General features: G+C 31.5%; 12 protein-coding genes and 1 pseudogene. All 13 read right to left on the minus strand.

All coding sequences use genetic code 11. From position 1 onward, the window contains the following. Window positions 1-691, minus strand: a 691-nt coding sequence (locus tag HKO22_RS10320; RefSeq protein WP_235932859.1) for a DNA topoisomerase, incomplete at its 3' end; no start/stop codon positions are given. 63 nt (window positions 692-754) lie between these two features. Continuing rightward, window positions 755-1621, minus strand: coding sequence for a CD1107 family mobile element protein (locus tag HKO22_RS10325; protein WP_062810420.1), 867 nt, complete (start codon window positions 1619-1621; stop codon window positions 755-757). A 14-nt stretch (window positions 1622-1635) separates the two neighbouring features. Continuing rightward, window positions 1636-3204, minus strand: a complete 1569-nt coding sequence (locus HKO22_RS10330) for a stalk domain-containing protein (protein WP_169970466.1) — start codon at window positions 3202-3204, stop codon at window positions 1636-1638. Then, window positions 3191-3430, minus strand: coding sequence for a hypothetical protein (locus tag HKO22_RS10335; protein WP_133147662.1), 240 nt, complete (start codon window positions 3428-3430; stop codon window positions 3191-3193). The genes HKO22_RS10330 and HKO22_RS10335 overlap by 14 nt, the downstream gene beginning before the upstream one ends. Before the next feature lie 14 nt (window positions 3431-3444). Then, window positions 3445-6018 (minus strand): CD1108 family mobile element protein, encoded by a 2574-nt coding sequence (locus HKO22_RS10340; protein ID WP_169970468.1) that lies wholly within the window; start codon window positions 6016-6018, stop codon window positions 3445-3447. A gap of 7 nt (window positions 6019-6025) precedes the next feature. Continuing rightward, window positions 6026-8449 carry a VirB4-like conjugal transfer ATPase, CD1110 family gene (locus HKO22_RS10345; RefSeq protein WP_037598822.1) on the minus strand — a complete coding sequence of 808 codons (2424 nt, stop codon included), beginning with the start codon at window positions 8447-8449 and terminating at the stop codon, window positions 6026-6028. After that, the gene (locus tag HKO22_RS10350) at window positions 8340-8750 is read right to left on the minus strand and encodes a PrgI family protein (RefSeq protein WP_039121397.1); all 411 of its coding nucleotides are present in this window, start codon (window positions 8748-8750) and stop codon (window positions 8340-8342) included. Before HKO22_RS10350 ends, HKO22_RS10345 begins: the two co-directional genes overlap by 110 nt. 1 nt (window position 8751) lies before the next feature. Further along, window positions 8752-9042 carry a hypothetical protein gene (locus tag HKO22_RS10355; protein ID WP_039121396.1) on the minus strand — a complete coding sequence of 97 codons (291 nt, stop codon included), beginning with the start codon at window positions 9040-9042 and terminating at the stop codon, window positions 8752-8754. 9 nt (window positions 9043-9051) lie between these two features. Then, window positions 9052-9915, minus strand: a complete 864-nt coding sequence (locus HKO22_RS10360; protein WP_039121395.1) for a VirB6/TrbL-like conjugal transfer protein, CD1112 family — start codon at window positions 9913-9915, stop codon at window positions 9052-9054. 10 nt (window positions 9916-9925) lie between these two features. Next, window positions 9926-10141: a Maff2 family mobile element protein gene (locus tag HKO22_RS10365; RefSeq protein WP_000394204.1), complete on the minus strand. Its 216-nt coding sequence runs from the start codon at window positions 10139-10141 to the stop codon at window positions 9926-9928. 1 nt (window position 10142) lies between these two features. Beyond that, window positions 10143-10454, minus strand: coding sequence for a single-stranded DNA-binding protein (locus HKO22_RS10370; RefSeq protein WP_039121381.1), 312 nt, complete (start codon window positions 10452-10454; stop codon window positions 10143-10145). Between the two features lie 220 nt (window positions 10455-10674). After that, window positions 10675-11208, minus strand: a complete 534-nt coding sequence (locus HKO22_RS10375) for a DUF7010 family protein (protein WP_016648548.1) — start codon at window positions 11206-11208, stop codon at window positions 10675-10677. A gap of 80 nt (window positions 11209-11288) precedes the next feature. Next, window positions 11289-11798: pseudogene (locus HKO22_RS10380) on the minus strand (type IV secretory system conjugative DNA transfer family protein); the annotation flags it as partial. Between the last annotated feature and the right edge of the window lie 128 nt (window positions 11799-11926).

The raw sequence follows: 11926 nt of genomic DNA on the forward strand, positions 1-11926 counted from the left end.
TATCAATCCTATCTGATACAAGTTTCAATCCTCCATAAGATAGGTCAACTGTATAATATTTTTGCTTCTTAAATAGGTTTATTTCGCTATCTCTTTTAGCTATTAAATATAGAGTTGGTGTTTGTACCCTACCAACTGAATATGTTTCCTTGTAAATGCAAGAATAAAGCCTACTTAAATTCATTCCCACCAGCCAATCCGCAATAGCTCTTGCACTTGCTGATCTATATAGGTCTTCAAAGTTTTCTCCGTCTCTAAGATTTCTAAAGCCATCTTCAATAGCCTTGTTTTCCATTGAAGATATCCAAAGCCTTTGAATCTTCTTCTTACATTTAGCTTGATTATATACAAGCCTAAAAATAAGTTCTCCCTCTCTTCCAGCATCACAAGCATTTATAACTGTGTCGATGTTCTTATCGTTTAAAAGTTTCTTTAAAACTCCATATTGTTTTTTAGTGCTTTTAGATACTTCATAAATATATTCTTCTGGGATTATAGGAAGAGTGTCTATTGACCATTTCTTCCATTTTTCGTCTATCTTATCGGGACTTGCCATTTGAATTAAATGACCTACACACCAAGAAACAATGTATCCATTCCCCTCATAATATCCGTTTTTTCTTGTTCTTGCTCCAATTACTTTTGCAATTGCAACTGCTACACTTGGCTTTTCTGCTATTACTAACTTCATTAATACCTCCATAAATAAAAAAAGAGCGAAAGATTTCTCTCTCGCTCAAGCTTTTAAAAATTATTATAATAGTTCATCATCTTCATCATCTTCTGATGATTCATCATGACTTTCATCATTGTCAGATTCATCTTCTGACTCACTAATATAATCCTCATCATCTTCTTCAAAGTCTTCCAACATTCTATCTTCTTTTGCTTTGACTACTTTAAAATAATATCCTGCTCCTACAACTCCTCCAATTACAAGTGCAACAATTAGAAATGAACCTATTCCACTTTTCTTTTCTTCTTTTACTGGAACAACCGTCGGCTCTTCTTTTTTTACTTCTTCCTTCTTAGGCTCTTCAACCTTTATAGTATTTTTATCTTCTGATTCAATCATATTTAGTAGGTCTTGCTCTCCTACTTCTGTTAATAATCTTACATTATCTTGATTTGATGAGTGATCCACTATTAGGTGCATAGTTTTTCCACTTTTAGTTTGAAATGTTAAAAATTGTCTTACATCTACTGGATTTTCTTTATCTTTTTCTGTATCTCCACTTGGTGTAATATCTTTTCCATTCCTATCTACATTTTCAATTACTGAACCTCTTGCCTTATTTTCTTGTGTCGCTAGACTATTTACTGCCTTTGTATTACCACCTTTTACAAGTGGTGTTTTCTTTGGAGGATTATTTGAAGGCTTGGTTGCTTCACTTGTATTTCCTGGTATTCTTGGAACATCTTGATAAGGAATTTCTTCTTTTGATGGTGTAAAAACATCATCTTTCAACATTTTTTCAAATTCTTCTCTTTGTGGTTCATAGATTGATTCGTTTTGACTTTCAATTTGCCCTTCATTTGTCATTGCAAATGTAGTTGCTGGTACTATAAATGTAAAAAGGAGTAACGCTATGGCTACTCCTCGTTTAATGCTTATATTCATTTTTCTATCCTTTCTTATTTTACATTTTTAAATACATAGACTGCTTTTCTAACATTGTCCCATTCTATTGTTTGGTTTTTACCATCTTTAATATCTCCATGACTTGCTCCAAAAGCTTTAGCAATATTTGAAATTGAAGCATGAATTCTTCCATTTATAATCACTGGCTTAACATCTGAATTGAATACCTTTCCATCTGAATCTTTCATAACACCAGTATCAATATTTAGTCTTAATGTCTTTTTAGCTAAGATATTATTCTCTTTATTTGAGAAAATAGCTTCACGAGTAGAGTTGTCATACTCAACATTAAAACCTAGAGTATAAGCAATATATCTTACTGGAATCATAGTTCTTCCTTGGTCTACATAAGTTTTTACATCCATGTAGACTGTTGTCTTACCATCTTTGTTAATAATGTTATAGAAGTTTTTGTCTACTTGGAAAACTGCAAATTCTTTTTCATCTTTAACTTGTTTTTTACCTTGTTGTTCCTCTTGCTTTTTCATCTTATTAAGATCAACTTGATTTAGGATGTTCTTATCATCAGCTTTCAAAATTTCGTCCCACTTCTTATCTTCTTTCTTCTCTTTGTTTTCTTTTTGGAGTTTTAGAAGTTCATCTAGTTTCTTAGATAAGTCTTGGTTTAGATTTTTGTCTTTTTCATCTTTAGCTTGTTTTTCAAGTTCTTCTTTAGCTTTTTTATTTGCTTCCTCGATTAACTTCTTTGCTTCTTCAATTTTCTTATCTAATTCTTCTTTTAGCTTTTTAATTTCTTCTTCAGAAGCTTTTTGTTTTTCTTCTAGTTCTTTAATCTTATCTTCTAATTCCTTATTTGTATTTTCAGAAGATTCTTTTAAGCTATCAATAGCCTTTTGAAGCTCTTCAATTTTCTTAAAGCATTCTGACTTAGAATTTTCTGTCTCTTTCTTTTTAGACTCAAGGTCTTTTATCTTAGCATCTTTTTCATCAAGAGCTTTTTCTAAGTCCTTAATTCTATTGTCTTTATCCTCGATTTCTTTAGTCTTCTTTGCAAGTTCTCCTTCTAAAGACTCGAGCTTTTCTTGCATTTCTTTGATTTGATTTTCATTTTTATCAGCCTTTTCTTTCTCAGCTTCTAACTCCCATTTTGTAGATGAATAATCTTCTTTTAGTTTTGCATTTTCATCTTCTAATCTTTTTAATTCATCTTTAAGCTGAGTAATTTCTGCTATTAGTTCATCATTATTGGAGTTTTTAAGATCCTCAATTTCTTTATTCAATTGAGCAATCTTATTGTCTTTATCTCTAATTTCTTCTTCAAGCTTATCTTTTTCTTGTTTTAGTTTTTCTCCGTTATCTTTGCAAGATTCTAACTTTTCCTTTAATTCATCTATCTTTGATTGATCTTCTTGTTTCTTATCATTTAAGTCTTTGATCTGATTTTCTAAATCACTAATTTTACTTATTGAACTCTCTATAACTTTTTTACTACCATCTGTATCATCAGCTTTAGCTAGTACATTAGTAGTTGAGGTTGATGTTAAAATTAATAAAAGAGCCATAAAAAAGGCTCTTAGTCTGTTCGTCTTAAATTTCTTCATTATGAATATTCCCCTTTTCTTTTAATTTTTCTTCTCTTTTTCTATCATTGATTTTCTCCATTAATTCTTCCAAGCTAATATTGTTCCTCCTAAGAGTTACAATTATTTCTTCATTTTCAACTTTTATTTCTTCATCGCAAATTTCCTTGTATTTTGCATTTAAATCTTTCAATTTCTCTTCTATTTTTCTCTTTTTGTTCCTAATACTTATAAGCTTTCTGCTCACATAATATCTCCCTTCTATCTTGGTCTTCCAAAACCATAAAAGTGTGATTTCCAATATTTTGAATTTATTGATGTGTATTGAATTGGATCTCCTGCGTGAATCATCATTCCGTTACCTGCGTATATTCCTACATGAGATATAGGTGTTCCACTGTTATATGTTGAGTGGAAAAATATAATATCTCCAGGTTGAGCTTCACTTGGACTCACTGGATTACAATAGTCTTTGTATATTCTCCATGCAGTTGTTCTTGGCATTCTCTTTACACCAGACTTTGTAAATGACCAACATACAAAGCCTGAACAGTCAAAGTTAGATGGTCCACTTGCTCCAAACACATATCTTTTGCCTATATGTTTTTCTGCTTCATTAAAAAGAGCCTTGGCAGTAGCTGAATCAAAAGCAAGACCAGGATTTCCAAAGTTTGGATTATCTACTATTTCTCCTAAGTCCCCATTACCTGATCCAAAAACATCTCCCATATTTCCCTTAGCTTCAAGAAGAGATTCATAATGAACTTCATTGTCTGGATAATCTTTAAATATTTCTCTAACAACTTCATCCATTTCTTTTTTCTTTAAAGTTACAATTAACTTTTTATATTCGTACTCTTCTTTTTCATAGCTAGTATAAGGATTGCCACGACTATCATATCTAGTTCTTGCTACTGTTCTTGTTCTAATTTCAATTTCTTCCTTAAAATCAAGCTTATACATCTTATCGAAAAGTTCTTTTAAAATTCCTTTTACTTCAGATGCCGATTTTACTTCTCCACATCTTGAAGTAATATAGGATAAAAGTTCATGGGTATTATGACCAATTTCTCCTTCTTTATTTATGATATATTCGTCATATCCAGGGTGACTTGTCTTTACACTTTCGATTTGTGATTGTAGGTCATATTCCATTGATGAAAATTCTTGATTTACTTCACTTAGAACTGTATCTTGTGATAGGTATGTTGTTGTCATTACTGAGTTTACTGAATTACTTAGTCCACTCATACCAACACTTCCGCCACCAATCATGATTGATAGCATAAGACCTAGTCCTATTACTAGAAATAGAACCATCTTACTTTTTCTTACGATTAGCTCTTTAGAAGCCTTACCTAAACTTAAAATAGCTTTTTTAACTCTATCTACAAGTCTTGTTTCGTGCTTTTTAGCTATCATGCTCTTCATTTGTTTTCTCTGGTAAAACTTCTTAAATCTATTTTTCTTTATATAGGCGTCTGACTTTTTTAAATCTTCCAAGCCACTTTCAAACTCCAGCTTGCTTTTTCTCTTTCTTATTTTCTTATCAAGTTTAGATAGCTTTTTTAAGGACTTTTTCTTTTTATCTAGCTTATACTTCCTTATTCCATGCTGGAGTTTAGAGCTTACATTAGCGACCTTTTCTCCAGATTCTACACCAGTATTGTCAGATCCTGAACTTAAATAATCTCTCACTAACTCTGAGGACTTAGCTCCAGATAATAAAACCCCAGAAGATAGACTTCCTTTAGTTTTATTCTTTAAAATATTATCCTTTAGCTTGCTTTTAGACTTTTCAAGTTCTCCAATCTTTTTATCTGAGATAAAGTCTTTAACATCTTGTGCTTTCTTAGAGTTTTTCGGTGTAGCTTTCTTAGCTTCATTTTTTAAGTCATCAATCTTCTTTCGAGTGAATTTATCACTTTCATAATTTTTTCTTTTGTAGTAAGTCTTCTTTTTATTAACTTTCTGTTGTTCTGAAGATTTAAAGCTTGTTTTCTTTTCATCTTTTATAAATTCTTGATTATTGTCTTCAACCTTCGAATTATCAAAAGTCTTATCTGTATCAACTTCGCTTAGCTTATTTTCTTTATCTATCTCTTTAGAAATTTTTTCCTTATCTCTAAACTTCTTTTCTTGATAAAGCTTTTGCTTTTTATCGATATTAGCATTACCCTCGTTCTTGCTTACTTCATCTTTAACAAGCTTATCTTTTCTATATATTCTCTTACTTTTCTTTGCTTCAATAGGTTTATCTTCACTTGTGTGGATTCGTTTAGACTCTCTCTCGTTAATTTTATCTTGGAATTTATCCTTACTATGGATAAGTTTATCCTCATAATTTTTAAGAACTTGTCTTCTACTTGATAGCTTCTTATTGCTTATTGATTTAGCCTTAGCTGAAATATCATCTGTTGTTAATTTATTAGAATTAATATTTCTACTGTCTTCACTATCAAAATTTACCTTTTTGAAGTCTACATCTAAGTCTTCATCAAGTTTAAAGCTTTCATCTGTCTTTATTTCAAAATTAGCTTGTTTTGTTTCTTCAGCCTTATCCTTATTTTCTAAAACTTCTTTTCTGATTCTTTCCTTGTTTTTAGACTTCTGAAAATCTTTTAGTTTATCTTGTTTTTGATCTTTAGCTAATACATTCTCATGAATAAGTTTAGATTCTTTTTCTGAAATTTTATCTCCGAACCTATCCTTAGTCTTAATAATCTTATTGGTATAATCATCTGAATGAACAAGTTTACTATCCATATTCTTTTCAGGAGCGTCCCTATTTCGTATAATTTTCTTTTGAAAATCTTTTTTTAGTTTTTTATCCATATCACACCTACTTAGCTTCTTCTGGTTTTGTTGTCATTAGCTTATATAGCATGGTGTCTTTAGGGAACTTATCAATAAATGGAACAATAGTATTTCCGAAGAATAATAATCCCTCACCTGCATTTGAATTAGTAATATAGTTTAACTGATAAGGCGATATTTTTAATTTCTTAGCAAGAATATCTCTATCTCCAGATGCTTGATTTAACATTAGAACAAAGTCTGTATTGTCAAAGATATTTTCAATTTCCTGACTTGTTAAAAGGTCTTTTACGTTTTGAGTTATACCTGTTGGAATGCCTCCCCATTTTCTAAATCTTTTCCAGATTTCTACTGAATATGAAGCAGTTTGTGGATCTTTTAATAAAAGGTGGAACTCATCTATATAGTATCTTGTAGATTTGCTTCCTCTATTAAGGGAAACCTTGTTCCAAACCTGGTCTTGAATTACAAGCATACCTATTTTTTTAAGTTGTGTTCCTAGCTCTTTTATATCAAAACAAAGCAGTTGCCTATTTAGGTCAACATTTGACCTATTATTAAAGACATTAAGACTTCCCTTAACATAAATTTCCATTTCTGTTGCGAGTTTTCTACCAACCCCCTCTTCTTGAGATAGGAGCATATCGTATAAATCTCCTAATATTGGCATATTTTCTGGTTTGGGGTCTTCAAAATATTTTTGATATATCTTTGGCAAGCACCTATCTATAACAGATTTTTCTGCAGCAGTAAGACCAGATCCTCCTACTACAAGTTCAAGCATGGACATTATGAAGTTTGCCTTATCTTTTAAAGGTGCGTCCCCATCTCCATAGTTCATATTAATATCTAATGGATTTAGGTAGTCCTTTGACTTTGCTGAAACTTTAATAACTTCTCCATTAAACTGCTTTACAAGGTTTGAATACTCGCCTTCAGGATCACAAATAATTACATCATCATCTGTTACAAGAATTGCATTTGCCATCTCTCTCTTTGCTGAGAAAGATTTACCAGAACCTGGTGTACCTAATATTAATCCGTTAGGGTTCTTGAGTTTCTTCCTATCTGCCATAATCAAGTTTTGGCTAAGGGCATTTAAGCCATAGTACAAAGAATTTGCCGAATCAATAAATAGCTCTTCTGTTGTAAAAGGCATAAATACTGCCGTTGATGATGAAGTTAAAAATCTTTTTATCTCGACTTGATTAACTCCTAGAGGTAAGACAGAAACAAGTCCTTGTTCTTGTTGATGAGATAATCTTTTTACCTGACAATTATGTCTGTTAGCAATTGATGATATTTGAGCAATGGTGTTTTCTAATTTTTGATTAGTCCTAGCAAAATTCATCATTACTATGGTAACTACAAAGAGCCTTTCATCTCTATTTTGTAAGTCAGATAACATGGACTTAACATCAGCCCCAAAAGTATTTATATCTGATGGAATAATATCCATATCATATCCAGCACGAACGGCTTTCTTTTGTTCTTCAATTTTCATTCTGTCTAGGTCTGTGTTTTTTCTCTTAATGAGTTTAATAGCTTCTGCTTGTTCAACTACATCTATATGAAAAGCTACATAAATATTGTCATCAATATCTAAAAACTCAGATAACATTCTGTCTGATAACTCACTTGCAAGTATTTGAAAATGGCTTACTGCTCCAATGAATTTCCCAAATTTAAAATTATTTGCTGGTGCAAAATTAAATATATTAGGAGTTATATGTGATTTTGTAGACTCTTTCTTCTTCAAATCTTTATATGAAAAATCAAAGTTCTTGTCTGGATTTAACATATCGTGAACAAGTCTTAGCCTTTCTTCGCCATCAAGACTTTCTGCTCTTACTCCCATAGATTTAAAGTTAGATAAAATATCTACTTCAAGTCTATTTAACTTTGCTCTTGCTTGCTCTAGGTTATCGGCTTCTGTGGTAAAAGTTATATACTTCATCTTTTTAAGTCCGTTATTGCCCTTTGCAAGTTGAAGCTTTAACATTTCCCTAAACTCTTTTCTTACATCGTCATAGAAGTCTCCCTTATCAGCAATTTTAATTGCGTCTTGTAGGTCTATATTTCTTCCTAATTGATTTACATATGAAAGTTCAATGTGGACACTTGGATCAAAAGAATTTAAAAAGTTGGCAAATTGGTTAAAGATTAAATCTCTATCTTCTTCCAATGCCAACTGGTAATTTATATCTTGAAATGAAATTGTCTTTGAATAATTTTTTTCATCTAACTGGCAAATGCCCTCTGGTAACATTCTTATATATGGAATAGTGTCCTCAACTGTAAATCTCTTTTTCTCTTTCTTTAAAAGTACACTTAGAAGACTATTTGTTGGATCTTTCTTTGTTTTTAGCCTTCTTACTTCCTTTCGGTCTTTTTTTAATTGTTTTTCCCTTAGATTTAAGTCGCTGATTTGCTTTTTTCTTTGCTTCAAGGTATGCCTCCTTTCTTATTCTCTTAGTTGGTTGATAAAACTTATGAAGATAGAAAAATCTAAAATATTTTTCAAAAGTTAAAGTGTCTTTTTCATATAAGGTTATAAAAAAGATTGGCAGGGTTAATATTAGCATTACAATGATTGAAACATCATTGGGTAGATATTTCTTCATAAATAAATAGATTGGTATGCCAATTAGTCCTGCCACAGAAAAACCTATAAGTTGTCTTTTAGTTAAGTTAAAGGCAACCTTTGTTTTAATCTTGTCCAAATCTTTTGGTATTGGTACATACGCCATTTTAATCTCCCTCTACTTCTTCTTTGGAAAGTTCAAGTATATGGTCATAATTAGATGTTGTTTCCTCTTCTAGGTAGTTAATTCTTTCTTCAAATTCTTCTTGTTTTTCTTCATTTCTATCATTGTATTCTCCTTGATACATAACAAATTCATTGTGACATCTTCCGAGTATATTTATTCTCCTCTTTAAGTTTCTAATCTCTTCATTTCTTTTTTTCTCTTTTAAGATCTCATAAGTTCCTCCAAATAAAATTCCAAGTCCCAATAAAGCACAATTTTTCTTTTTTAACATTTATTCCTCCTAGTGCGTATTCATAATACTTTTTGCAACTGTTCCACTCTTAAACATCATAAGTCCAAGTAGTAGAGCATATCCTAATATACTAAACAAGCTTGCGTGAATATCTGTAACCTGTACCGTTCTTATTAAAACGGTGTAGATACCTAAACATACCATCAAAAACAAACCTTGTAGTCCCAAGGCAAAAAGTCCCTTGATATAATTTGTTCCAATCTGACCCCATTCTTTATTTCCCATAGTCGCAAATGGTATGGATGATACTGATGAGTAGACATATATTTCAAACATACGCCCATATACTATTAATGTTATAACTAGCGATATTCCTTGAATTGCAATCCTTACAAGACTTGTTTCAACTAATATCATTAAAAGCTCACCTATCTCTTTTTCTTTTAATGTATCAACCATTGCAACTATCTGATCTCCTGAAACAGTGGCAGAAGTAGTGATTACCCCTGCCGCTTTGTTTACAAGATTTTGTGCCACATCAAAGACTGCCATTGAAAATTCAAAGGCATGGCTTGCAAGGTAGACTGCTATAAACATCTTTATAATATATTTAAAAAACTCAAAAGTATCTGTATCGTGCATATTATTCTTTTGCATAACCATATTTATGAGTTCAATACATAAAACTGCTGTTATGATAAGACCTGCTATTGGAACAATCACATTATCATTAATATTTTTTATGAAATTATATACTTCTCCATTCCAACCCATTGGCGTCTTTCCAACATCAGTTGCAATAACTCCTACCTTGTCATTTATATCTAAGAACATGGACTCAAGATTTGCTTTGATACCTCCGAGTAGCATATCCTTAAAAAATTCAGTTAGCTTGTCAAAGATACCAAACATAGACTTTCTCCTAATTTAAAGCATTTGCAAGTAGTGGAATTAATTTGATACCGATTAGTACAATTCCCCCACCAGCCATAAGCTGCTTAATACCTTGAGATTTAGCACCAGGGTTATCATTACCATAACCTTCCATCAAGTTAATAACTCCCCACGCTCCTAAACCTGCACCAATTGCAGTTACAAGTGTCTTTAAAACTCCAACTCCAGCTGTAAAAAATTCCATATTATACCTCCTCGTTTTCTTTCTTATTTTCTATTTTATTTAGTGATTTAACTATAAAGTTCTTGTAGACCTTATCTCCTTTTTTGTTTTCTTTGAAATATCCAAAGACATGGATTAGATCTCCTTTTTCAAATTCTTTTGCAATTTCTACCTTTTCTCCATATAATGAGCAATTTGTATATTCTTTGCCCTTTCCATATTTTTTAACAAGAGCAAAATTTGCTACTTGAACACTTTCTCCATCTTTTTCAAATTCTGAAAATTCAGCTTCCTTAACTAAATTTGCATTTATATTTATCATTTCTCTATCCATTAATTTCTTCTCCTTAATCTATAAATTCCAATTAAAAAAGCGACTGAATTTATATTTCAATCGCTAAATGTCTTATATATTAAATTGTTTTAAGTGGGGCTTCTTATCCTTACCATTTAAACCTCCTAATTTTGAGTATAAAAAAAGACGATAGAGTTTAATTATCTATCATCTCTTGCGTTCCTATTTAATTATTTGGCTCGACAAACTGGGATTTGTTTTAGTTATCTCCCATTTTCTTTAATTCCATATGTAATACACAAGCAAATACTATCTCAATAATACATGCCGCAACAGCAACCGTTGTGCCGTTTAATGCACATCCTAAAATCAAAGAAATCATCGGAATGGAAATTGCAGCAACTGTATATCCCTTTGATTGATACAACCATGAATATGGAAATAAATGTGCTCCAAACACCATAGCGTATACCATAATCATCTTTTCCGGAACCGCACTAAACACCCACATAACGATTAATAAATAAACCATTTGATTTAAGGTGAAAATGAAGCCTAATTGTCCAAGTGGATTTTGTTTTGAAAAGATATCCACCTTTATAAGTTTACCAATTAGCCAAGACAGCGGTAATAATGGGCATGAACAGCAAAACACCAATAAATTTTTCATATTCATATTGATATCTAAAATTGACACAAGTACTATCAGAAGCCATATAATCACCGATGCCATGATAAATGGTAATCCTTTTTTCTGCTGAATTGCAATTTCTTTTCTTAATTTATCCATCATTTTCTCCTCCACAAATTCTAATTTATCTAGTTCTATTATATAATATAGTCCCTCGCATGTATAGACTCTTACAGTAAATATTACAATCTGGTTATCACTGTATTACCATTTATCTTAGCTTTACCCTTTCGTGTAACATACTTTTCAATATCAAAAACATTTCTCTCATCATAATCTTCCAATAACTTGTAATTTTTATGTTTTGTAATATCAAACTTATCTGATAAGAAAGGTCTTACTCCTCTTAGCTGGTATATACATTTACCACCGTCCATTACAGTTATTTCATCTTGGCTCATAAGTTCCTTGCCAGTTTTTTGGTAATTTAGTCCAAAAGATTTTTGATTTGATCTTGTTTCTGATGTGTTATATAGGTCTATGGTTTCTTTTCCTAAGGTTTCTGATAATTCTTTTACTGTTGTTTTTTCTTTTCCTCCTAGAAAGAGTGTAGAGTCGCAGTTACCAACTATTGTATCTGCATGGTCTTTGTAAATTGCTTTTAATTGAGATTGTGCTTGCAGTATTATACTTGCCGATATTTCTCTTGAACGAATTGTCGCTATTAGTTTTTCAAATTTAGGAATCAAACCAAATAGCGATAGGTAAGCCTCTGGTTTTACCACCTCGGGCTTTTCCCCCGCTCCACACCGTGCGTGATAGTTTCCCATCACACGGCGTTCCACCGGCTAAATCTTACTTTTTAGTGCCTATATAGTCC

The sequence above is a fragment of the Peptoniphilus faecalis genome (genome assembly GCF_012976305.1).
GTDB classification, from domain to species: domain Bacteria; phylum Bacillota; class Clostridia; order Tissierellales; family Peptoniphilaceae; genus Peptoniphilus_A; species Peptoniphilus_A faecalis.

Excerpts from the sequence above, each read along its gene's own strand:
- HKO22_RS10325 (WP_062810420.1), bottom strand. The coding sequence starts at position 1,621 with ATGAATATAAGCATTAAACGAGGAGTAGCCATAGCGTTACTCCTTTTT.
- HKO22_RS10330 (WP_169970466.1), bottom strand. The coding sequence starts at position 3,204 with ATGAAGAAATTTAAGACGAACAGACTAAGAGCCTTTTTTATGGCTCTT.
- HKO22_RS10340 (WP_169970468.1), bottom strand. The coding sequence starts at position 6,018 with ATGGATAAAAAACTAAAAAAAGATTTTCAAAAGAAAATTATACGAAAT.
- HKO22_RS10350 (WP_039121397.1), bottom strand. The coding sequence starts at position 8,750 with ATGGCGTATGTACCAATACCAAAAGATTTGGACAAGATTAAAACAAAG.
- HKO22_RS10355 (WP_039121396.1), bottom strand. The coding sequence starts at position 9,042 with ATGTTAAAAAAGAAAAATTGTGCTTTATTGGGACTTGGAATTTTATTT.
- HKO22_RS10360 (WP_039121395.1), bottom strand. The coding sequence starts at position 9,915 with ATGTTTGGTATCTTTGACAAGCTAACTGAATTTTTTAAGGATATGCTA.
- HKO22_RS10365 (WP_000394204.1), bottom strand. The coding sequence starts at position 10,141 with ATGGAATTTTTTACAGCTGGAGTTGGAGTTTTAAAGACACTTGTAACT.
- HKO22_RS10370 (WP_039121381.1), bottom strand. The coding sequence starts at position 10,454 with ATGGATAGAGAAATGATAAATATAAATGCAAATTTAGTTAAGGAAGCT.
- HKO22_RS10375 (WP_016648548.1), bottom strand. The coding sequence starts at position 11,208 with ATGATGGATAAATTAAGAAAAGAAATTGCAATTCAGCAGAAAAAAGGA.